General features: G+C 73.5%; 22 protein-coding genes. 8 read left to right on the top strand and 14 right to left on the bottom strand.

Features of this window, described 5'->3' with window-relative positions:
• Positions 1-6: 6 nt before the first annotated feature.
• From ACH4FX_RS15525 to ACH4FX_RS15510, 4 genes are all read left to right on the top strand, one after another.
• Entirely contained in the window at positions 7-1,278 is a 1,272-nt protein-coding gene (locus ACH4FX_RS15525) for an ADP-ribosylglycohydrolase family protein (RefSeq protein WP_398479063.1), read from the top strand.
• Complete coding sequence (locus tag ACH4FX_RS15520; RefSeq protein WP_398479061.1) at positions 1,278-2,801, top strand: ADP-ribosylglycohydrolase family protein; 1,524 nt, start codon at positions 1,278-1,280, stop codon at positions 2,799-2,801. Before ACH4FX_RS15525 ends, ACH4FX_RS15520 begins: the two co-directional genes overlap by 1 nt.
• Positions 2,802-2,879: 78 nt before the next feature.
• Positions 2,880-4,130 carry a CaiB/BaiF CoA transferase family protein gene (locus ACH4FX_RS15515; protein WP_398479059.1) on the top strand — a complete coding sequence of 417 codons (1,251 nt, stop codon included), beginning with the start codon at positions 2,880-2,882 and terminating at the stop codon, positions 4,128-4,130.
• On the top strand, positions 4,127-5,041 hold the full coding sequence (locus ACH4FX_RS15510) for an HpcH/HpaI aldolase/citrate lyase family protein (protein ID WP_398479057.1): 915 nt from the start codon (positions 4,127-4,129) through the stop codon (positions 5,039-5,041). Before ACH4FX_RS15515 ends, ACH4FX_RS15510 begins: the two co-directional genes overlap by 4 nt.
• 83 nt (positions 5,042-5,124) lie before the next feature.
• On the opposite strand, the gene lgt is transcribed toward ACH4FX_RS15510, so the two are convergent.
• The 11 genes from lgt to hisI all read right to left on the bottom strand — a co-directional run bounded on the left by lgt (position 5,125) and on the right by hisI (position 15,020).
• The gene (lgt, locus tag ACH4FX_RS15505; protein ID WP_398479055.1) at positions 5,125-6,132 is read right to left on the bottom strand and encodes a prolipoprotein diacylglyceryl transferase; all 1,008 of its coding nucleotides are present in this window, start codon (positions 6,130-6,132) and stop codon (positions 5,125-5,127) included.
• Positions 6,133-6,324: 192 nt separating this feature from the next.
• Positions 6,325-7,359 carry a DsbA family protein gene (locus ACH4FX_RS15500; RefSeq protein ID WP_398479053.1) on the bottom strand — a complete coding sequence of 345 codons (1,035 nt, stop codon included), beginning with the start codon at positions 7,357-7,359 and terminating at the stop codon, positions 6,325-6,327.
• Between the two features lie 116 nt (positions 7,360-7,475).
• Entirely contained in the window at positions 7,476-8,294 is an 819-nt protein-coding gene (gene trpA, locus ACH4FX_RS15495) for a tryptophan synthase subunit alpha (RefSeq protein WP_398479051.1), read from the bottom strand.
• Positions 8,294-9,598 carry a tryptophan synthase subunit beta gene (gene trpB / locus ACH4FX_RS15490; RefSeq protein ID WP_398479049.1) on the bottom strand — a complete coding sequence of 435 codons (1,305 nt, stop codon included), beginning with the start codon at positions 9,596-9,598 and terminating at the stop codon, positions 8,294-8,296. Before trpB ends, trpA begins: the two co-directional genes overlap by 1 nt.
• A 352-nt stretch (positions 9,599-9,950) precedes the next feature.
• Positions 9,951-10,184, bottom strand: coding sequence for a tryptophan biosynthesis modulator TrpM (gene trpM, locus ACH4FX_RS15485; RefSeq protein WP_398479047.1), 234 nt, complete (start codon positions 10,182-10,184; stop codon positions 9,951-9,953).
• A 9-nt stretch (positions 10,185-10,193) separates the two neighbouring features.
• Positions 10,194-11,003 carry an indole-3-glycerol phosphate synthase TrpC gene (trpC, locus tag ACH4FX_RS15480; RefSeq protein WP_398479045.1) on the bottom strand — a complete coding sequence of 270 codons (810 nt, stop codon included), beginning with the start codon at positions 11,001-11,003 and terminating at the stop codon, positions 10,194-10,196.
• Between the two features lie 401 nt (positions 11,004-11,404).
• The gene (locus ACH4FX_RS15475; protein ID WP_398479043.1) at positions 11,405-11,848 is read right to left on the bottom strand and encodes a DUF2752 domain-containing protein; all 444 of its coding nucleotides are present in this window, start codon (positions 11,846-11,848) and stop codon (positions 11,405-11,407) included.
• Between the two features lie 194 nt (positions 11,849-12,042).
• Positions 12,043-12,288, bottom strand: a complete 246-nt coding sequence (locus ACH4FX_RS15470) for an HGxxPAAW family protein (RefSeq protein WP_398479042.1) — start codon at positions 12,286-12,288, stop codon at positions 12,043-12,045.
• 85 nt (positions 12,289-12,373) lie between these two features.
• Entirely contained in the window at positions 12,374-13,027 is a 654-nt protein-coding gene (locus ACH4FX_RS15465) for a TIGR02234 family membrane protein (protein ID WP_398479040.1), read from the bottom strand.
• A gap of 60 nt (positions 13,028-13,087) precedes the next feature.
• Positions 13,088-14,644 carry an anthranilate synthase component I gene (locus ACH4FX_RS15460; protein ID WP_398479038.1) on the bottom strand — a complete coding sequence of 519 codons (1,557 nt, stop codon included), beginning with the start codon at positions 14,642-14,644 and terminating at the stop codon, positions 13,088-13,090.
• Between the two features lie 10 nt (positions 14,645-14,654).
• On the bottom strand, positions 14,655-15,020 hold the full coding sequence (gene hisI / locus ACH4FX_RS15455; RefSeq protein WP_398479036.1) for a phosphoribosyl-AMP cyclohydrolase: 366 nt from the start codon (positions 15,018-15,020) through the stop codon (positions 14,655-14,657).
• 408 nt (positions 15,021-15,428) lie between these two features.
• On the opposite strand from hisI, the gene ACH4FX_RS15450 reads away from it, so the two are divergent.
• Entirely contained in the window at positions 15,429-16,061 is a 633-nt protein-coding gene (locus tag ACH4FX_RS15450) for a TIGR03085 family metal-binding protein (RefSeq protein WP_398479034.1), read from the top strand.
• Between the two features lie 42 nt (positions 16,062-16,103).
• Here the strand turns inward: ACH4FX_RS15450 and ACH4FX_RS15445 are convergent, their stop codons facing one another.
• Positions 16,104-17,030, bottom strand: coding sequence for a LysR family transcriptional regulator (locus ACH4FX_RS15445; protein WP_398479032.1), 927 nt, complete (start codon positions 17,028-17,030; stop codon positions 16,104-16,106).
• A 95-nt stretch (positions 17,031-17,125) separates the two neighbouring features.
• Here ACH4FX_RS15445 and ACH4FX_RS15440 point away from each other — a divergent pair, with 95 nt between their 5' ends.
• The 3 genes from ACH4FX_RS15440 to ACH4FX_RS15430 are packed head-to-tail and all read left to right on the top strand — an operon-like array spanning position 17,126 to position 20,534.
• On the top strand, positions 17,126-17,830 hold the full coding sequence (locus ACH4FX_RS15440; protein ID WP_398479030.1) for a succinate dehydrogenase cytochrome b subunit: 705 nt from the start codon (positions 17,126-17,128) through the stop codon (positions 17,828-17,830).
• 2 nt (positions 17,831-17,832) lie between these two features.
• Entirely contained in the window at positions 17,833-19,791 is a 1,959-nt protein-coding gene (locus ACH4FX_RS15435; protein ID WP_398479028.1) for a fumarate reductase/succinate dehydrogenase flavoprotein subunit, read from the top strand.
• The gene (locus ACH4FX_RS15430; protein ID WP_398479026.1) at positions 19,788-20,534 is read left to right on the top strand and encodes a succinate dehydrogenase/fumarate reductase iron-sulfur subunit; all 747 of its coding nucleotides are present in this window, start codon (positions 19,788-19,790) and stop codon (positions 20,532-20,534) included. The genes ACH4FX_RS15435 and ACH4FX_RS15430 overlap by 4 nt, the downstream gene beginning before the upstream one ends.
• Before the next feature lie 19 nt (positions 20,535-20,553).
• Here ACH4FX_RS15430 and ACH4FX_RS15425 read toward each other — a convergent pair whose 3' ends face one another.
• On the bottom strand, positions 20,554-21,324 hold the full coding sequence (locus ACH4FX_RS15425) for a LysM peptidoglycan-binding domain-containing M23 family metallopeptidase (RefSeq protein ID WP_398479025.1): 771 nt from the start codon (positions 21,322-21,324) through the stop codon (positions 20,554-20,556).
• 163 nt (positions 21,325-21,487) lie between these two features.
• Positions 21,488-21,679: a hypothetical protein gene (locus tag ACH4FX_RS15420; RefSeq protein WP_398479023.1), complete on the bottom strand. Its 192-nt coding sequence runs from the start codon at positions 21,677-21,679 to the stop codon at positions 21,488-21,490.
• Between the last annotated feature and the right edge of the window lie 193 nt (positions 21,680-21,872).

Here is a 21,872-nt window from a genome sequence, read left to right as displayed (position 1 = left end):
CCGGCCATGCCCCAACCCGTCCCCCCCACCCCACGACCGGACCGGCCGAGTGAGCCCACGCCCGGCCCGGCAGCCGCCCGCCCGGCGCCCGCCGCCCCGGCGCCCACCGGTTCCGCCCCCGCCGACTCAGCGCCCGCCGGCCCCGCTCTGGACGACCGCGCGGTCGGCTGTCTGCTCGGTGCCGCCGTCGGCGACGCCCTCGGCGGTCCCGTCGAGGGCTGCACCCCGGAGCAGATCGTGGCCCGGCACGGCGGCCGCGTCACCGGCATCGTCGGCCCCTTCCACGAGGACTGGCGCACCGCGCGGCCCCTCGCGCCGTACCACAAGGGCGACGGGCACGTCACCGACGACACCCTCATGACCCATGCGCTGGTACGGGTCTACGAGAAGGTCCGCGACCACCTGGACGCCTACGCCGTCGCCGAGCACCTGGTGCCCGACCTGATCGGCGCGCCCCGCTGGATCCCCGAGCTGGAGGCCGAGGCACTTCCGCTGCACCGCCTCTTCCTCGCCGAGAAGTGGCTCGTGACCCGGCTGCACTACGGGCACGTCGATCCGCGCGAGGCCGGCGTCGGCAACATCGTCAACTGCGGTGCCGCGATGTACATGGCCCCGGTCGGCATCGTCAACGCCGGTCACCCCGCAGGCGCTTACGCGGAGGCCGTGGACATCGCCGGTGCCCACCAGTCCTCGTACGGGCGGGAGGCCGCGGGCGTCTTCGCGGCCGCGGTGGCCGCCGCCTTCAAGCCACGGGCCACACCCGCCTCCGTCGTCGAGGACGTGCTGGGTCTCGCCAAGGACGGGACACGCGCCGCCATAGAGGCCGTCTGCACGGTGGCCGGACGGTACACGGACTTCGAGTCCGCGCTGAAGCCGCTGCGTACGGCCGTCGCGCCCTTCGACACCGTCGGTCCCGCCTACCGCGAGCCCTCCCTCGGCGCCCGGCGTCCCTCCCGGCTGCACGCGATCGAGGAACTGCCCATCGCCCTGGGCATGTTGCTCGTCGGCGCGGGCGACTTCCGCCGTACGGTGCTGGGCTCGGTCAACTACGGCCGCGACTGCGACTCGATCGCCACCATGGGCGGCGCGGTCGCGGGGGCCCTGCACGGCGAGCGTGCCGTCCCCGGGGACTGGGGCGCGGAGGTCTCCCGGGCGAGCCGGCTCGACCTGCGCACGCCGGGCACGGCCCTCGCCCAGGTCGCCCGCGAGGTCTTCGCCCGGGACCGACGGCGACGGCTCGACCATGAGCACGCCTTCGCCGCGATCGGGGGTGTGTGATGGCCCGCCGGCAGCCGGCCGAGTCCCCGGACCAGCGGCCCGCGGCGCTGCGTCTGACCTGGGTGCAGCCCGAGGACCTGATCGGACACGAACTGCGGCAGGCCGCCGAGGACGGGCGCGACGCCTCGTCCGTGGAGAACCGCTGGCGCGCGGCGGGCGGCCACCCGGCCCCCGACCGGGCCGGTGCCTCCCCGCGCCCGGCGACCCCGTACCTGCGCGCTCTGGCCGTCCAGCTGCTGGACGAACTCGCCGCGCTCCCCTCCCCGTTGGCCGATGACGAGCCCACCGACCTCCCCGCGATCAAGGCGGCCTGCCCCGCCTGGCCGGCCGTGCCCGGTCCCCTGCCCGCGCCCGGATCGCTGCGTCCCCGCCTGGAGGCCGCGTGGCTGGGGCGGGCGGCCGGGTGTCTGCTCGGCAAGCCGGTCGAGACGCTGCCGCTCGCCGGAATCCGGGCCCTCGCCCGCGCCACCGGCAACTGGCCGCTGCGCGAGTGGTTCACGGAAGCCGGTCTGGACCCCGCCGTCGCCGCCCGGTATCCGTGGCACGGCCGCAGCGGCACCACCTCGCTCGCCGAGAACATCGACGGCATGCCCGAGGACGACGACCTCGACCACCCCGTGCTCGGACTGCTCCTCCTCCAGCGCCACGGCCACGGCTTCCGCACCGCCGACGTGGCCCGGCTCTGGCTCGACGAGCTGCCCGCCGGGCGGACGTTCACCGCGGAGCGGGTGGCCTACCGCAACCTCCTTGACGGCATCGAGCCGCCGCACACGGCGACCCACCGCAACCCCTTCCGGGAGTGGATCGGCGCGCTGATCCGGGCGGACGTCTTCGGCTGGACCCGCCCGGGCGATCCGGGCGGCGCCGCGGAGGCCGCCTGGCGGGACGCGACGCTCACCCACACCGCCAACGGCGTGTACGGCGAGATGTTCGCGGCGGCCGCCATCGCCGCGGCGGCGGGCGGCCACACCGACGTGCACGGCTGTCTGCGGGCCGGGCTCGCCGTCGTACCGGAACGGTCCCGTCTGGCCCGCGCGGTACGGTCCGGCATCGAGGCGGCACGCGCCGAACCCACCGGGTCGGACGCCGGTTTCGCGGATGTCGTCGACCGGCTCCACCGGGCGTACGGACACCACCACTGGGTGCACGTCCTCCCGAACGCGGCCCTGCTCGCCGCCGCCCTCACCCACGCGGACGGCTCCTTCACCGGCTCCGTGTGCCGGGTGGTGTCCGGTGGGTGGGACACCGACTCCAACGGCGCGACGGCCGGTTCGCTCGCCGGTCTCCTCGCGGGCGCGCCGGAGGCCCTGCCCGCCCGCTGGACCGCGCCGCTCCGCAACCGGCTCACCACCACGGTCAGCGATCTGAACGGCATCGGCTTCGACGCCCTCGCGGAGCGGACCACGGAACTGGCCGTCGGCCACGGCGCCCGTCCCTCACGAGGAGGCGCCCGACCATCGCCAGAAGGCACCCACCCATCGGCAGAAGACGCCCGCCCATCACCAGGAGGTGACGGCCGCTGACCGCTTCCCTCCCCGGCCCGGCTCCCACCAGTTCCGTACAGCGAGGCACCCACCCAGTTCCGAACAGCGAGGCACACCATGCAGCAACAACCGTCCGAGAGCACTCCTCCCTCCACCTCCTCCGCCCCGGCTGATCCCGTTCCCGGTCCCCTCGCGGGGCTGCGGGTGCTCGACCTGGCCACGCTGTTCGCCGGGCCGCTCGCCGCCACGCTGCTCGGGGACTTCGGGGCCGAGGTCATCAAGGTCGAACACCCGCGGCGGCCCGACCCGTCACGCGGGCACGGCCCCGCCAAGGACGGCGTCGGGCTGTGGTGGAAACTGCTCGGCCGCAACAAGAAGACCGTCACCGCCGACCTCGCCACCCCGGGCGGCCGGGACGTTCTCCTCGGCCTGGCCGCGACCGCCGATGTGGTGATCGAGAACTTCCGGCCCGGCACCCTGGAGAAGTGGGGTCTGGGCCCGGCGGAGCTGGCCGCCGCCGATCCGGGGCTGGTGCTGGCCCGGGTCACCGGGTTCGGCCAGTTCGGGCCGTACGCCCACCGCCCCGGCTTCGGCACCCTCGCCGAGGCGATGAGCGGATTCGCCGCGCTCACCGGCGAGCCGGACGGCCCCCCGACGCTGCCGCCCTTCGGGCTCGCGGATTCCGTCGCCGCGCTGACCACCGCGTACGCCGTCATGGCCGCGCTGCACGGGCGCGCGGCCACCGGCCGGGGGCAGGTCGTGGACCTGGCGATCATCGAGCCGATGCTGACCGTCCTCGGCGCGCAGCCCCTCTGGTACGACCAGCTCGGCCATGTCCAGCCGCGTACCGGCAACCGCTCCGCCAACAGCGCGCCGCGCAACACCTACCGCACCGCCGACGGCACCTGGCTGGCCGTCTCCGCCGCCACCCGGTCGGTGGCGGAGCGGCTGCTGCGCCTGGTCGGCCGCCCGGAGTTCATCTCCGAACCGTGGTTCGCGACCGGTGCGGGGCGGGCCCGGCACGCCGACGAGCTGGACGCGGCGGTGGGCGGCTGGATAGCGCGCCACGGCCGGGACGAGGTGGTGGCCGCGTTCGAGCGGGCCGAGGCGGCGGTGGCGCCGGTCTGCGACATCCGCGGGGTGATGGAGAACGAGCAGTACCGGGCGCTGGATTCGATCACCGAAGTGCCGGACGACGAGCTGGGCACGGTCCGGATGCAGAACGTCCTCTTCCGCCTCTCGGCGACACCCGGCGCCATCCGCTGGGCGGGCCGCCCGCACGGCGCGGACACGGACGCGGTGCTGTCCGGTCTGCTCGGCCTGTCCCCGGCACGGATCGCCGCGCTGCGTGCGGCCGGTGCCGTATGACGGCCACCGCGTCGCCGGCCGCGTCTCCTGCCGCCGTACCGCCCCTGACCTGGCTGTACGTGCCCGGAGACCGTCCCGCGGTGGTCGCCAAGGCGCTGGCCTCCGGGGCCGACGCGGTGGTGATCGACCTGGAGGACGCGGTGGCCGCCGACCGCAAGTCCTACGCCCTGCGGGCCACCGCCGAGTTGCTCGCCGCACCACGACCGGTCGGCCCCGCTCCGGCCCCGGCCCTCCATGTCCGGGTGAACGCGCTCACCGGTCCACGCTCCGCGACGGAGATCCGGATGCTGGCGGCACTGCCCGGGCTGGCCGGGCTCCGGCTGCCCAAGGTGAGCGGGGCCGCCGACATCGGCCGTGCCGCGGCCTGGGCCGCCGCGGCCGGCTCCGGGCGCCCGGAAGAGGTGCCACCGCTGTACGCCCTCCTCGAATCCGCCCTCGGCGTGGAGCACGCCTTCGCCGTCGCCACCGCGCATCCGGCCCTGTGCGGGATCTCCCTCGGCGAGGCCGATCTGCGGGCCGAGCTGGGCGTACGGGACGAGGACGGGCTCGGCTGGGCCCGCGGCCGTACGGTCGTCGCCGCCCGCGCGGCCGGGCTGCCGCCCCCGCCGCAGTCGGTGTTCCCCGACCTGCGCGACACGGGGGCACTGGCGGCCTCCTGCGCGCGCGGCCGGGCCCTGGGCTTCCTCGGCCGGGCCGCGCTGCATCCGCGCCAGCTGCCGGTGATCGAGCGGGCCTATCTGCCCACCCCCGAAGAGGTCGAGCGGGCCGGGGAGACGGTGCGGGCGGCGGCCGGTCAGCCCGGTGCCTGTGCCCTGCCGGACGGCCGCTTCGTCGATCCGGCGGTGGTCGCCGACGCCCGCCGGACCCTCGCGCTGGCGGCCCGCCGGCCCCGGTACGGGGACGGCCGATGAGCCCGCCGGACACGGCGGAGGCCGCCCGGACCCCGCTGGGTCCGGACGGCCTCCGTGCAGGTCGGGCGGTACGCCGCCGTGCGTCAGGACTCCTTGCCGCTCCGGCTCCCGGACCCGGCGTCCTTCGTCAGCTTCGCGGCGCCCTTCGCGGCAGTCTCCTCGCCGCTGCCCGCGGCCTTGGGAGTCTTGGCCTCCTTGCGGCTCTTCTCCTCCGCGCGCTCGGCGCCCGTGCCGTCCTTCGTCGCGTCGGCGCCGTCCTCGGCCGCGTCCTGCGCTCCCGGCTCGACGACCTCTTCGCGTCCCGGCACCTTCTTCGCGGAGACGACGATGTAGACGATGGACAGGACGAGGCCGATGAGCGCGGTCCACACGTTCAGGCGCAGGCCCAGGATGTGGTGGGCCTCGTCGACCCGCATGTACTCGATCCAGGCGCGGCCGGCGCAGTAGGACGCCACGTACAGCGCGAACGCCCGCCCGTGTCCCAGCTTGAAGCGCTTGTCCGCCCAGATCACGAGCAGCGCGACACCGATGCACCAGAGCGACTCGTACAGGAACGTCGGGTGGTAGGTGCCGCCGACCCGGCCGATGGACGGGTCGTCGCTGATCTTCAGCGCCCACGGGAGGTCGGTGGCGCGGCCGTACAGCTCCTGGTTGAACCAGTTGCCCCACCGGCCGATCGCCTGGCCCAGCGCGAGGCCCGGCGCCAGCGCGTCCATGTACGCGGGCAGCGGGATGCCGCGCCGGCGGCAGCCGATCCAGGCACCCACCGCGCCGAGCACGACGGCACCCCAGATTCCGAGGCCGCCTTCCCAGACCTTGAAGGCGTTCAGGGGGTGGCCGCCCTTGCCGAAGTACGGCTCGTACGTCGTGATGACGTGGTAGAGGCGGCCTCCGACGAGCCCGAAGGGCACGGCCCACACGGCGATGTCCGCGACCGTCCCGGAGCGGCCGCCGCGCTGGATCCAGCGCTTGTTGCCGAGCCAGACGCCGACGAAGACGCCGATGATGATGCAGAAGGCGTAGCCGCGCAGGGGGATCGGGCCGAGGTGTACGACACCCGTCGAGGGGCTGGGAATGAATGCGAGGTCCATGGCAGGGATGACGCTACCGCGCCAGGTGGGCACGGCGACAACCCACCCGGCTACGGCTGTGTAACGACCGTCACTGTCGGCGGTCGGTTACGCGAACGGGCAAAGCCGCTGCCCTACCGGGCCCGGCAGCCACATCATCCCCTCACCCCCGCCCGTCACGGGTGCGGGGGCCCGGCCCTCCGCGCTCCCGCCCTAGTGCCCGGCACCGGCCCCGGCGCTGTGTCCCGTACCGGCCCCGGCCACGTCTCCGGCACCGTGCCCGGTCCCGTGCCCGGTCCCGTGTCCGGTTCCGGCGCCCTGTCCGGCCCCGGCGCTGTGGCCCGCCCCTGCGGTGGTGCCCGCGCCCGCGGAGTGCCCGGCCGCGCTGCCCGCCGAGACGCCCGCCGGCCCGCTCTTCGCCGCCCCGCTGCCGGACTGCGCACCGGACGGCTTGTCGCCGGACGACCCGCCGCCCGCCTTCTTGTCCTTGGCCGCGTCCCGCACCTTCTGCTTGAGCCCGTCGGGGGTGAGGTTCTTCTCCTCCGCGAGGTTCTTGCCGTTCAGCAGGACCGTCGGGGTGCCCCGGTAACCGGAGTTGGTGAAGGCGGTGTTGGACTTGTAGACGAAGTCCGTGTACGTGCCCTTGTCGACGCACTGGGTGAAGGTGTCGCTGACCAGCCCGTTTACCTTTCCGGCCAGCTGGATCAGGTACTTCTTGTCAGCGAACCGGTCCTGCTGCTCCGGCGGCTGGTTCTCGTACAGCACGTCGTGGTACTCGCGGAAGCGGCCCGCGTCCTGGGCGCAGAGCGCGGCGTTGGCGGCGGTGACCGACCCCTTGCCGCCCATGCTGCCGTCGATGATCGTCGCCAGGTGGTAGTCGCTCTTGAGCTGTCCGGCGTCCTCCAGCTCGTGGATGGCGTCGCGGAAGCCCTTCTCGAACTGGGCACACGCGGGGCAGCGGAAGTCCTCCCACACCGTGAGCGTGGACGGGGCCTCCTTCTTGCCGACGGGCACCGCGGGCTTGTCGCTGTCCTGGGCGCCCTTGGGCAGGGCCACCTTGCCGCCGCCCGAATCGTCCCCCGAGGAGGCCGCCCACACGCCGATGCCACCGGCGACGACCAGCACCGCCACCACCGCTCCGGCGACCTTCAGCTGCCGGCCGCGGCGCTCGCGGGCCTTCTCCTTCGCGCGCTGGGCCTGGAGCCGCTCACGGGCGCTGCTCTTTTTGTCTTGATTGTTCTCGCTCACGCCCCTGAACAACGAAGCGGAGGGGTGCCCTCGCACCCCTCCGCCGCGTTCTTCGTCCTAACGAGGGACACGTGCCCCGGCCGGCGCCGGAGTCCCCACGCCGTGGACCCCGTACGTCAGCCGCGCTTGCGCACGCCCGCCGCCAGGTCGCCGGCCAGCTCGCGGACGCCCGCGAGGCCGGCTTCCAGGTCGTCACCGGCGTCCAGCAGCCGCTTGACGAAGGCCGACCCGACGATGACGCCGTCCGCGAACTGCGCGACCTCGGCGGCCTGTTCGGCGTTCGAGACGCCGAGGCCGACGCAGACCGGCAGATCGGTGGTGGCGCGGGTGCGCCGCACCAGGTCCTGCGCCTCGCGGCCGACCGACTCGCGGGTGCCCGTGACGCCCATCAGCGAGGCCGCGTACACAAACCCGCTGCCCGCCTCGGTGATCTTCGCCAGGCGTGCGTCCCGGCTGCTCGGCGCGACCACGAACACGGTGGCCAGACCGTGCTGTTCGGCTGCCGCGCGCCATACCCCGGACTCCTCCACCGGCAGGTCGGGCAGGATGCACCCGGCCCCGCCCGCGGCGGCCAGGTCGGCGGCGAAGCGCTCGACCCCGTACGCGTCCACCGGATTCCAGTACGTCATGCACAGCACCGGCGCACCGGTCGCGGCGTGTACCTCGCCGACCGTACGGATGACGTCCTTGATCTTGACGCCGCCGCGCAGCGCGATGTCGTCGGCGGTCTGGATGACCGGACCGTCCAGGACCGGGTCGCTGTGCGGCAGCCCGACCTCGACGATGTCGCAGCCGCCCTCGATCATCGCCGAGACCGCCCGTACGCCGCCGTCCACGGTCGGGAAGCCGGCCGGCAGGTACCCGACCAGCGCGGCCCGGTTCTCCGCCCTGGCCGCGGCCAGGGTGCTGCTGAGCAGTCCGACGTTGCCCGCCATCACTTGCTCCCCTCGTCGTGCGCGCCGAGCGCGGTGTCCGTGGCGTCGGTGTCGTCGGCCTCCACCGTGGCGTCGGCGGGGGCCCCGTACAGCCCGAAGTAGCGGGCCGCGGTGTCCATGTCCTTGTCGCCGCGTCCGGACAGGTTGACCAGGATCAGCCCGTCCTCGCCCAGTTCGCGGCCGATCTCCAGCGCGCCCGCCAGCGCGTGGGCGCTCTCGATCGCCGGGATGATGCCCTCGGTCCGCGACAGCAGCCGCAGCGCCTGCATCGCCGCGTCGTCGGTGACGGCCCGGTATTCGCCGCGGCCGGTGTCCTTGAGGTAGGAGTGCTCCGGGCCGATGCCGGGGTAGTCCAGGCCGGCGGAGATCGAGTACGGCTCGGTGATCTGGCCGTCCTCGTCCTGGAGGACGTAGGAGCGGGAGCCGTGCAGGATGCCGGGGGTGCCCTCGGTGAGGGTGGCGGCGTGCTCGCCGGTCTCGACGCCGTGGCCGCCGGGCTCGCAGCCGATCAGCCGTACGGAGGCGTCCGCGAGGAACGCGTGGAACAGGCCGATGGCGTTGGAACCGCCGCCGACACAGGCCACCGCGGCGTCCGGGAGGCGTCCGGTGCGCTCCAGGAGCTGCCGGCGCGCTTCGACGCCGATGACCCGGTGGAAGTCGCGGACCAGGGCCGGGAAGGGGTGCGGTCCGGCGACCGTGCCGAACAGGTAGTGGGTGCGGTCGACGTTGGCGACCCAGTCCCGGAACGCCTCGTTGATGGCGTCCTTGAGGGTGCGGCTGCCGGACTTCACGGCGATGACCTCGGCGCCGAGCATCCGCATCCGGGCGACGTTCAGGGCCTGCCGCTCGGTGTCGACCTCGCCCATGTAGATGGTGCATTCGAGGCCGAACAGGGCGCAGGCGGTGGCGGTGGCCACGCCGTGCTGGCCCGCGCCGGTCTCGGCGATGACGCGGGTCTTGCCCATGCGCTTGGTGAGCAGCGCCTGCCCCAGCACGTTGTTGATCTTGTGCGAGCCGGTGTGGTTCAGGTCCTCGCGCTTGAGGAAGACCCGGGCGCCGCCGGCGTGTTCGGCGAACCGCGGCACCTCGGTCAGGGCGCTGGGCCGCCCGGTGTAGTTGACCATCAGGTCGTTCAGCTCGGCGGCGAAGGCCGGGTCCGCCTTGGCCTTCTCGTACTCGGCGGCCACCTCGTCCACCGCGGCGACCAGCGCCTCGGGGATGAACTTGCCGCCGAAGGCGCCGAAGTACCCTCCGGCGCTGGGGACCTGACCCTCCGGGTCCGGGATGAAGAATTCAGAAGACATCCGACGTACTCCTCGATCGGGGCAGGTGCCCCGGAAGTATGGATATACGGGCATCACGGTGTGCGGTGCGCCCCACGGGCCCGGTGAACCCCTTCGCATGTCACGCGCGTATCGCAGGTAGTGCGCACAGCGCACGTACCACGCGTACGGCGAGGTGGCGGGGAAGGCGGGGCTGCGGGAGCGCTGCGCACGCCACGGCCGGTGGGCGGACCGTTCGGGACACCCCGCCGGGACGGCAGGGAGCGGGACGGAACGGCACACAGGCCGACACGGCGTGAACGAGCCGACGCCGGGGACGGAACGGACGGAAGCCCCACGAGGGGATCAATCACCCGCACCCGGCAAGGAGCGGCTACAGCGCGCCGTTACGACGCCATCGCCGGCCGTTGATCTGGCCCGGCTCCGCGCCGATGTGATACCTGACCCGCCGCCCGCGCACCCGGCGCGCCGGCGCGCGGCAGCCGCGCGGCCGGCACCCGCGCCCCAGCGCCGCGTGCGGATCACGCGCGGCACCGGCCGCGGCGAGCACGCCGGCCGCGCCCGGGAGCGGTCCCGGGCCGGGGCGGTGGAGGCGGGCGGAGGCCATGGGAGGACGTCAGCCCCGTCCGTGCCGGATGGCGGGGTGCGAACCGGCCGCGACCAGGTCGGCGACGGCGGTCTTCGGGTCCTTGCCGGTGACCAGCGACTCGCCCACCAGCACCGCGTCGGCGCCCTCGTTGGCGTAGGCGATCAGGTCGTGCGGCCCGCGCACACCGGACTCGGCGATCTTGACGATGTGGTCGGGGATCTCCGGCGCGATCCGCGCGAAGTTCCCGCGGTCGACCTCAAGGGTCTTCAGGTTGCGGGCGTTGACCCCGATGATCCGCGCGCCCGCGTCCACGGCGCGCTGGACCTCCTCCTCGTCGTGCACCTCGACCAGCGGCGTCAGGCCGATCGACTCGGCGCGCTCGATGAGCGAGACCAGCGCCTCCTGCTCCAGCGCGGAGACGATCAGCAGCGCCAGGTCGGCGCCGTACGCACGGGCCTCCCACAGCTGGTAGGCGGTGACGATGAAGTCCTTGCGCAGGACGGGGATGTCGACCCGGGCCCGTACGGCCTCCAGGTCGGCGAGCGAGCCGCCGAACTTACGCTGCTCGGTCAGTACGGAGATGACGGCCGCGCCGCCCGCCTCGTAGTCGGCGGCGAGCCCCGCCGGGTCGGCGATGGCGGCGAGTGCGCCCTTGGACGGGCTGGAGCGCTTGACCTCGCAGATCACCGTGACGCTGTCACCCTTGAGGGCCGCGACGCCGTCCTGGGCCGGGCGCGCCTTGAGGGCCCGCTCCTTGAGCTCGTCGAGGCCGACGCGCGCCTGCCGCTCGGCGAGGTCGGCGCGGACTCCCTCGATGATCTCGTCGAGCACACTCACGCGAGCGGCCTCCTTCTTGAGCGGTGGAGGGTGACAGTCGCCTTCTGGACCAGTGTCGCCCTGTCAGGCTCTCCGATGGTATCCGGCGAGGGGCAAAGGTCTCACATCCGGTTGACGACGGTCCCACCAGGTGGACGGGCGGAGTCCGGGAGCGACCGGAAAACAGCAGGTCAGCGACGTTCTGTCGGCCCCGGCAAGCGGCTTCGCCACGCCCAGACCAGGCGCCTCACCGGGCCCCTGGACACCGTCCCGCCACGGCCCGGAAAACGGAGGCCGCCCCTCCCCGGCCCGGCCCCGCGACCGCCCGCGCCGTACCGGACCGCACCACCCACGCCACCCGCGCCGTACCGGTCCACGCAGTCGGCGCCGTATCGCAGCGCGCCACCGCGCCCCGCACCGCTCTACGGAGTCAGCACCGCGCCGAACGGCAGGTTGCGGACCACCGTGAAGACGAGCAGCAGCCCGCCCAGCGCCCACCAGTGGGCCGCTCGCAGCCGCGGCCCTGCCGTGGAGAGGCCGCGCGCGGCCCGGACGATCCAGACTCCCCAGAACAGGGCGAAGGCGGCATAACCGACGACCGCGAGGAGGTTCGCACCGGCGGCCGCGGCCAGGTCGCCGTGCGCGACGGCGTGCGCGCTGCGCAGTCCGCCGCAGGCCGGGCAGAAGACGCCGGTGAGGTCGCGGAGGGGGCACACCGGGTAGTGGCCGGGTTCGTGGGGATCGACGGCGCCCACGTAGGCGAAGGCGGCGACGACGGCCGCCAGGGTGCCGAGCGGTGCCCGCAGCCGCCGGACCGGACCGGGTACGGGAACTGGCCCACTGACCGGGCCCACCGGTTCACTCACGGTGCCGATGGTGCCGCCGTACGGGCAACGGCGCAGCTTATGGGCGGCCATCCGGGGGGGCCGCCCGGGCTTCTCCCCCGCCCCACAGGAAACGGCGCGTCCCCCCGGCCGCCGTACGGGTGGTGCCGGGCACCTCACGCGTACGGGCCGGAAAGCCGCGCCGTCACAGGATCCGGGCCGGGCCCGGCAGGGACTCAGCCCTCCTGGGGCCGGGCCTTGGCCTGGGCACGTGCCGTCGTGCCCTTCTTGCCCGACTGGCCCATGCCGGCCGCGCTCATCACGCCGCCCACCACGGCGCCCAGGCCGATCAGGACGATGCCGGCCCAGAACCCGGGCACGTTCGCCAGCACGGTGAAGGCGCCGGCGACGCAGAAGCCGATGAACGAGATGATGACGCCGGTCCAGGCGGCGGGAGTGTGTCCGTGGCCACTGCTCGACATGAGTGCTCCTCGTAGCTTTTTCGCGCCCGGGTCGGGGCGCGGTGATCCCTCGCGTCCATTGTCCCCGATGGCCGGGGGGCGGCCACTACCGGGTCGGGTCCTCACCGCGGTCCAGGGACTTCCACATCTCCTCCGGCCGGTCCGGGTCGGCGGAGGCCGAGCGGCGCGGGCCGCGGGGGGCCGCCCCGGCGCGCTCGTAGCGCCCGGACATCGCGGGCCAGTGCCGCCCGTACAGCAGCGCCAGCACCCCGGCGACCAGCAGCAGGAGGCCGCCGACGACCGCGGCCCAGGGCCAGAAGGTGTGCGAGACGTCCTGCACGCCGGCGTCGGACAGTCCGGTGGCGGTGGCGGCCTTCTCGCGCAGCGCCGCGGTGTCGGAGATGCCCAGGTACGCGCTGACGACGGTGCCCAGGCCGCTGAGGGTGAGCAGCGCGGCGACCGCCGTCCGGCCCGCCCCGCGCACCGCGAAGAGGGCGACCAGGGCGGCGAGGCCGACGATGGCGAGCGCGCCGGGCACGCCCGTCACGTCCTGGCCCGACGCGGTCTGCGGCAGCCGCCCCTGGGCGACGACGGCGGTCGCCGTGGCCCAGGTGCGGCCGGAGGCCAGCAGGACGACGGCTGCGCCGGCCGCGCCGGAGAGCAGCGCGAACGCCAGGCTCTTCGCGCGGCGCGCGGGCTTGGCCGGCGGAGCCGACGCGGATGCGGTCGCGCCGGTGCGGGGGTGGTCTACGGCAGTCACGCCTACCACTGTACGGAGGCGGCGCGTCCGCCCGCCGCCCGCGGTACCCCCGCCCCCGGCTCAGACTCCCAGCCCGTTGGCGGTGTGCACCGCCCGCAGCACGGCCGCCGCCTTGTTGCGGCACTCCGTGTCCTCCGCCACCGGGTCGGAGTCCGCGACGACGCCCGCGCCCGCCTGGACGTACGCCGTGCCGTCCCGCAGCAGCGCGGTGCGGATGGCGATGGCGGTGTCGGAGTCGCCGGCGAAGTCCAGGTAGCCGACGCAGCCGCCGTACAGGCCGCGCCGGCTCGGCTCCAGCTCCTCGATGATCTGCATCGCGCGCGGCTTGGGCGCGCCGGAGAGGGTGCCCGCGGGGAAGCAGGCGGTGAGCACGTCGAAGGCGGTGCGGCCGGGCGCCAGCCGCCCGGTCACCGTGGAGACGATGTGCATGACGTGGCTGTAGCGCTCGACGGACATGAAGTCGACGACCTCGACGCTGCCGGGTTCGCAGACCCGGCCCAGGTCGTTGCGGCCGAGGTCGACGAGCATCAGGTGCTCGGCACGTTCCTTGGGGTCGGCCATCAGCTCGTCGGCGAGCGCCTGGTCCTCGGGCACGGTCGCGCCGCGCGGCCGGGTGCCCGCGATCGGGTGCAGCGTGGCCTGCCCGTTCTCGACCTTGACCAGTGCCTCCGGGCTGGAGCCGACCACGTCGACGCCGTCCTCGAAGCGGAGCAGGTACATGTACGGGCTGGGGTTGGTGGCCCGCAGCACCCGGTAGACGTCCAACGCCGAGGCGGTACAGGCGGTTTCGAACCGCTGGGACGGTACGACCTGGAAGGCGTCGCCGGCCCGGATGCGCTCCTTGATGGTCTCGACCGCCTCCTGGTACGACTTTCCGCCCCACTTCGCGGTGTACGGGGGCAGTTCGGAGGGCGGCAGGGCCGAGGCGCCGGCGGGGGCCGGGCGGGCCAGGTCGTAGGCCATGGCGTCCAGGCGGGCCACGGCGTCCGCGTACGCCTCGTCCACGCCCGTCTCCAGGTCGTTGTGGTTGATGGCGTTGGCGATCAGCAGGACCGTGCCGTTCCAGTGGTCCAGTACGGCCAGGTCGGAGGTGAGCAGCATGGTCAGCTCGGGCAGTCCGAGGTCGTCCGCGGTGCTGTCGCCGATCTTCTCCAGCCGGCGCACGATGTCGTAGCCGAGGTAGCCGACCATGCCGCCGGTGAAGGGCGGCAGGCCCTGGCCCTCGAACAGGTCGCGGGTGGGGGCGCCGCCCGCGCCGCGCGAGGTCGCCGGGGTGTGCAGCGCCTCGACCGTGGCGCGCAGCGCGGCGAGCGGGTCGCCCGAGGTGGGCACGCCGACCGGCGGGGTGCCCAGCCAGTGCGCCTGGCCGTCGCGCACGGTCAGGGTGGCGGCGCTGCGGACGCCGATGAACGAATAACGGGACCAGGTGCGGCCGTTCTCGGCCGATTCGAGCAGGAAGGTGCCCGGGCGTTCGGCGGCCAGCTTGCGGTAGAGGCCCACCGGGGTGTCGCCGTCGGCGAGCAGGCGCCGGGTGACGGGGATGACCCGGCGGTCCTTCGCGAGCGTACGGAAGTTCTCCAGGTCCGGTGTGGCGGTGCCGGTGGTTCCCGAGGTCATGGCGCGGAGCCTACTGCCCTTCCAGGAGCACATCCGCATCGAAGCAGGTACGGGCGCCGGTGTGACAGGCCGCGCCGGTCTGGTCGACCTTGACCAGGATCGTGTCCGCGTCGCAGTCCAGGGCGACGGACTTCACGTGCTGGACGTGTCCGGACGTGTCGCCCTTGACCCAGTACTCCTGGCGGCTGCGGCTCCAGTACGTGCAGCGGCCGGTGGTGAGCGTGCGGTGCAGCGCCTCGTCGTCCATCCAGCCGAGCATCAGCACCTCGCCGGTGTCGTACTGCTGGGCGATGGCGGGGACCAGGCCGTCGGCGTCCCGCTTGAGGCGGGCGGCGACGGCGGGGTCGAGCTGGGAATCCAGGACGCGGCTGCTCATGGCTCCATTGTGCCGTGCGCCGCGGCGCGGGTCCGCCGCCGCTGCCCGGGTACGGGGCGGGCCGGGTGCGCCGGGGGCTTCCCCGGCGCACCCGTACGCAGGCGGTGCTTTTCCGGCGCCGCACGCGGACGGTGCCTCCCCGGCGGCGCACGCGGACCGGGTGGCGTACGGCATGCTGCACCCATGACCCGCCAGCCGCCGCCTCCGGACGCCGATCGCACGGCGAAGGTCGCGTCGGTGGTGCTGCTCGCGGTCTTCGTCGCCGGACTGCTGGTCGCCGCCGTCCTGCTGCTGCGGAGCTGACGGCGTACGGCCGCGGCGCCCCCAGGTGACGCGATCCCGGCGCCCCGGTGCGGACGGGCGCGCGGCACCGTGGCACCCGCCGGTCCCCGGTCGTAGGCTGGGCGCATGTCGACCCATGCGAACCGTGAACGGCTGCTTCTGGCGGACCTGCTGGAGGGCGCCGGGCCCGACGCGCCGACGCTGTGCGAGGGCTGGACCACCCGGGATCTCGCCGCCCACGTGGTGGTGCGCGAGCGGCGCGCGGACGCGGCCGGGGGCCTGCTCCTCAAGCCGCTGGCGAGCCGCCTGGAGCGGGTGCAGCGGGAGTTCGCCGAGAAGCCGTACGACGAGCTGCTGCGGCTCATCCGGACCGGCCCGCCCCGGATGTCGCCGTTCGCGCTGAAGCAGATCGACGAGGCGTCGAACACCGTCGAGTTCTACATCCACGCCGAGGACGTCCGGCGGGCGCAGCCGGACTGGACGCCGCGCGAGCTGGATCCGGTCTTCTCGGACGCGCTGTGGTCGCGGCTGGAGAAGATGGCGCGGCTGCTGGGGCGCAGGTCGCCGGTGGGGCTGGTGCTGCGCCGCCCCAACGGCCAGACCGCGGTGGGCCACCGCGGCACCCCCGTCGTCACGGCCACCGGCGAGCCGGGCGAGCTGCTGCTGTTCGTCTACGGCCGGCAGCAGGCGGCCCGCGTCGAGCTGGACGGGGACAAGGACGCGACGGCCAGGGTGCTGGAGGCGAAGCTCGGTCTGTAAGCCCGCCGGGCCTTCGGCACGGGCCCGCCGTCCTCCGGGTGCTCACCGCGTCCGTTCCGCCCCGTCGAGGCCGCCGGGCGCCTCCAGCCCGAGGTGCGCCATCAGGATGCGCCGGAGTTCGCGGGCGGCCCGCGGCGGCGAGACGTCCCCCCGGTGGGCCACCGAGACCACCCGGTGCATGGCGGGGGTGGCGAAGCGGGTGACGCGCAGTCCGGAACGTGCGGCGACCATGCTGGGCACCACCGCGACGCCCAGTCCGGCGCGGACGAACCCCAGCACCGCGTCCATCTCGCCGCCCTCGACGGTGAAGACCGGCTCGAAACCGGCCGCCCGGCACGCCGCCACGGTGAACTCCCGCAGGTCGTAGCCGCGCCGGAACATCGCCAGCGGGTGGCCCTGCAGGTCCTCGACGCGCATCCGGCGCCCCCGCCCCACCGGGGTCGGGCGGTCCGGGGCGGAGACCACGACCAGTTCCTCCCGCAGCAGTTCGGCGGTGGCCAGCGCCGGGGCCTGTTCCGGGAGCGGCGTGATGATCAGGGCGAGGTCGAGCGCGCCGTCCGCCAGCACGCGGACCAGGTCCTGCGAGCCGTCCTCGTGGACGACCAGTTCCACGCCCGGGTAGGCGGCGTGGAAGATGCTCAGGACGTCCGGGACCAGGCTCGCGCACAGACTGGGCGGCGCGCCGAGCCGCAGCCGCCCGCGCCGCAGCTGCGCCACCTCCTGCACCTCGCGCCGCGCGGTCTCGGTGTCGGCGAGGATGCGCCGGGCCAGCGGCAGCAGGGTGCGGCCCGCGTCGGTGAGGGTGATGTGGCCGCGCGCCCGGTGGAACAGGTCGGCGCCCAGCTCCCGCTCCAGGGCCTTGATCTGCTGGGACAGCGAGGGCTGTGCGACGTGCTCGCGTTCGGCGGCGCGGGTGAAGTGGCGGGTGTCGGCGACCGCCGCGAAGTAGCGGAGCTGCTGGAGCTGCATGGCCCCGATGATAGGCGTCGATAGGCAGAGCCTATGGAGATCAGCCGTACCATGTCTTGGACTGATGGGCCGCTCGGTCCCTACCGTCGGGACCCATGGCACTGGACACCCGGACGGAACGACGGCCGTCCTTCGCGGGCCTGCTGTGGCGCTCGACCGTCGGCAAGAAGACCGCGATGGCGGTCAGCGGCGTGGTGATGCTGCTGTACCTGGTCGCGCACATGCTGGGCAACCTCAAGATCTTCTTCGGTTCCGACGAGTTCAACGGCTACGCGCACTGGCTGCGGACCGTCGGCGAACCCTTCCTGCACCACGAGTGGTTCCTGTGGATCGCACGGGTGGTGCTGCTGGCCGCCGTCATCACGCACGGGGTGGCCGCCTTCCAGCTCAGCCGCCGCGACATCAAGGCGCGGCCGAGCAAGTACGTACACAAGAAGGCGCGCACCAGCTACGCCACCCGCACCATGCGCTGGGGCGGCGTCATCCTCGCGCTGTTCATCGTCTGGCACATCCTCGACCTGACGACGCTGACGGTGAACCCGCGCGCCGAGGCCGGACACCCGTACCAGAACCTGATCGCGTCCTTCGACCGCTGGCCCGTCACCACGCTCTACATCGTGGCGATGCTCGCCCTCGGCCTGCACATCCGGCACGGGTTCTGGAGCGCCGCGCAGACGCTGGGCGTGGGCAGCGCCGCCCGCGACCGCGCGCTCAAGACCGTCGCCAACCTCCTCGCCCTGGTGCTGACGGCGGGCTTCGTCGCCGTACCGGTGGCCGTCGTGACCGGAGCAGTGAGCTGACCATGACCCAGTACCGTCCGTACACCGAGTACGCGACCGGAGAGCCGGTCGCCGACACCAAGGCGCCCGGGGGCCCGGTCGCCGAGCGCTGGGACACCCGCCGCTTCCAGGCGAAGCTGGTCAACCCGGCCAACCGCCGCAAGCACACCGTCATCGTCGTCGGCACCGGCCTGGCCGGCGGCTCCGCGGGCGCCACGCTCGCCGAACAGGGTTACCACGTCGTGCAGTTCTGCTACCAGGACTCGCCGCGCCGGGCCCACTCGATCGCCGCGCAGGGCGGCATCAACGCCGCCAAGAACTACCGCAACGACGGCGACTCCGTGCACCGCCTGTTCTACGACACCGTCAAGGGCGGCGACTTCCGGGCACGCGAGTCCAATGTGCACCGGCTGGCGCAGATCTCCGTGGAGATCATCGACCAGTGCGTGGCGCAGGGCGTGCCGTTCGCCCGGGAGTACGGGGGCCTGCTCGACACCCGCTCCTTCGGCGGCGTCCAGGTCTCCCGTACGTTCTACGCCCGCGGCCAGACCGGGCAGCAGCTGCTGCTCGGCGCCTACCAGGCGCTCTCCCGGCAGATCGCGGCCGGCAACGTCGAGATGCACCCGCGCACCGAGATGCTGGACCTGCTCGTCATCGACGGCCGGGCGCGCGGCATCGTCGCCCGGGACCTGATCACCGGTCGGATCGACACGTACTTCGCGGACGCCGTCGTGCTCGCCACCGGCGGCTACGGCAACGTGTTCTACCTGTCGACGAACGCCATGAACTCCAACGCCACCGCGGTCTGGCGGGCGCACCGGCGCGGCGCGTACTTCGCCAACCCCTGCTTCACCCAGATCCACCCCACCTGCATCCCGCGCACCGGCGACCACCAGTCCAAGCTGACGCTGATGAGCGAGTCGCTGCGCAACGACGGCCGCATCTGGGTGCCGAAGGCGAAGGGCGACCGGCGCCCGCCCGCCGAGATCCCCGAGAACGAGCGCGACTACTACCTGGAGCGGATCTACCCCTCCTTCGGCAACCTCGTCCCGCGCGACATCGCCTCCCGGGCCGCCAAGAACGTCTGCGACGAGGGGCGCGGCGTGGGCCCCGGCGGCCAGGGCGTCTACCTGGACTTCGCGGACGCCATCGCCCGGATGGGCCGCAGGGCGGTCGAGGAGAAGTACGGCAACCTCTTCGAGATGTACGAGCGGATCACCGCCGAGAACCCGTACGAGGTGCCGATGCGGATCTACCCCGCGGTGCACTACACGATGGGCGGGCTGTGGGTCGACTACGACCTCCAGACCACCGTGCCCGGCCTGTTCGCCATCGGGGAGGCCAACTTCTCCGACCACGGCGCCAACCGGCTCGGGGCCTCCGCCCTCATGCAGGGCCTGGCCGACGGCTACTTCGTCCTGCCGTCCACGATCAACGACTACCTGGCCCGCAACCCGCACCACGACGAGGTCACCGCCGGCCACCCCGCCGTCCAGGAGGCCGTGGCAGAGGTCGAGGACCAGCTCAACCTCCTCCTGTCCGTCGACGGCGACCGCACCCCCGACTCCTTCCACCGCGAACTGGGCGAGCTGATGTGGGAGCTGTGCGGCATGGCCCGTACGGAAACCGGCCTGCGCAAGGCCCTCGACCGCATCCCGCAGATCCGCGAGGAATTCTGGCGCCGCATCAAGGTGCCGGGCACCGGCGAGGAGTTCAACCAGTCCCTGGAGAAGGCCAACCGCATCGTCGACTACCTGGAACTGGCCGAGCTGATGTGCCTGGACGCGCTGCACCGCGAAGAGTCCTGCGGCGGCCACTTCCGCGAGGAGTCGCAGACGCCGGACGGCGAGGCCGCCCGCCGCGACGAGGCGTTCTCCTACGCCGCCGCCTGGGAGTTCACCGGCACCGGCGCCGCTCCCGTCCTGCACAAGGAAGACCTGGTCTTCGAGTACGTCCACCCCACCCAGCGGAGCTACGCATGAAGCTCACCCTGCGCGTCTGGCGACAGCACGACGCCGACGCCGACGGCGGCATGTCCACCTACGACGTGGACGGCATCTCGCCCGACATGTCCTTCCTGGAGATGCTCGACACCCTCAACGAGCAGCTGATCCTCGCGGGCGACGACCCGGTCGCCTTCGACCACGACTGCCGTGAGGGCATCTGCGGCGCGTGCAGCCTCGTCATCAACGGCGAGGCGCACGGCCCGGAGCGCACCACCAGCTGCCAGCTGCACATGCGGTCCTTCCAGGACGGCGACACGATCGACGTCGAGCCGTGGCGTGCGGCGGCCTTCCCCGTCGTACGGGACCTGGTCGTGGACCGCTCCGCCTTCGACCGGATCATCCAGTCCGGCGGCTACATCACCGCGCCGACCGGCGCCGCGCCCGAGGCCCACGCCACGCCCGTGCCGAAGCCGGACGCCGACACCGCCTTCGAGCACGCCGAGTGCATCGGGTGCGGGGCGTGCGTGGCGGCCTGCCCGAACGGGTCGGCCATGCTGTTCACCTCGGCGAAGGTCAACCACCTCAACGTCCTGCCGCAGGGCGCGCCCGAACGCGAGACGCGGGTCCTGGACATGGTCGCCACCATGGACGAGGAGGGCTTCGGCGGCTGCACCCTCACCGGGGAGTGCGCCACCGCCTGCCCGAAGGGCATCCCGCTGTTCAGCATCACGAAGATGAACCGGGAGTACGTACGGGCGGCCCGCAAGGGCAGGCGGTGACGCGGCCGTTCCCCGCGGGTCAGTCGAACGCGCCGTGCCGGCGCAGCCAGGCCATCGGGTCCACGGCCGACCCGTAGGCGGGGGTCGACCGGACCTCGAAGTGCAGGTGCGGTCCGGTGACGTTGCCGGTGGCTCCGGACCGCCCGATGCGCTCACCGGCGCCGACGGTGGCCCCCACCGGCACCCGGATCTGCGACAGATGGGCGTACTGCGTGTACGAACCGCTGTGGTGCCGGATGACGACCTCGTAGCCGAACGCGCCGCCCCAGCCGGCCTTGACGACGGTCCCGCCGCGGGCGGCGCGCACGGCGGTGCCGACCGGTACGGCGAAGTCCTGCCCGGTGTGCCCGTTCGCCCAGTGGCTGCCGCCGGCCCCGAACCCGGCGGTGAGGGTGCCGCCCCGGACCGGCCGGACGGCCTCGGCCCCGGCCGCGGCGCGCGCGGAGGACCGGGCGGCGGAGCGGGACGTGTGCCGCTGTGGGGTGGCGGCCGTACCGCTCAGCTTCAGTTTCGTACCGGCCTTGATCAGGTCGGGATCACCGCCGACCACCGAGCGGTTGCTCGCGTACAGCTTCGTCCAGCCGCCCTTGACCCCGTGCTTCGCGGCGATCTCGGAGAGGCTGTCCCCCGGGGCGACGGTGTACGTCCCGCCGTCCGCAGCGGAGGCGACGGACGCGCCGACGACCGGCAGTGCGAGGGTGGCCGCGGCGGTCGAGGCGCGGGTGAGTAATCGCCCCGCGCCGCAGCGGCGACGCGGGGCTCGGTGGCGGCCTGTCGGGGAAAACATCATGGCGAGGTTTCCTTCCGGTGGGCGTCCGGGATCCGAACGCGAGCACGCTATGGAGCCCCCGCCCATGAACACAAGCACCACGGAAGAATCGGACAGCGACTGTCCCGATAGGCCCGTTACGCGCGGCGGCCCACGCGGTCACTGTCCGCGCGAGCCGCCACTCCTAGGACTTCCAGCTCCGCAGCCGCCGCGCGGCGTCGAGCAGGTCCGTCCGCTTCTCACGGAGATCGCGTACCAGTTGCGACATGGCGCCTGGGGGCGGCGCAATGTCCTCGCCGGAATCCTCCATGTACGTCCAGGCGCACGCGGCGCCGATGATGCCGTTGTAATCCTCGAACGGCCGCAGGAGCACCATGGTTTCCAGCAGCGTGGCAGCCCGTGTCGGAACCTCCTCGTAGTAGACCTCACCTGCGAACCGTTCGAACCGGTGCCTTTCGACGACGGCATGCAGAGCGTCTCGTTAACTGAACTAGTTTAGTTCTTTCTGCAGGTCAGGTGACGCTTCGGGGATCTGGGCGTTACACGGTCCGTGAGTGAATCAGAGACGC

It is taken from the genome of Streptomyces sp. NPDC018019 (assembly GCF_044327805.1).
GTDB lineage: Bacteria > Actinomycetota > Actinomycetes > Streptomycetales > Streptomycetaceae > Streptomyces.
Note: the sequence above shows the minus strand (reverse complement) of the source record. Positions and strands in the feature narration are given on the sequence as shown.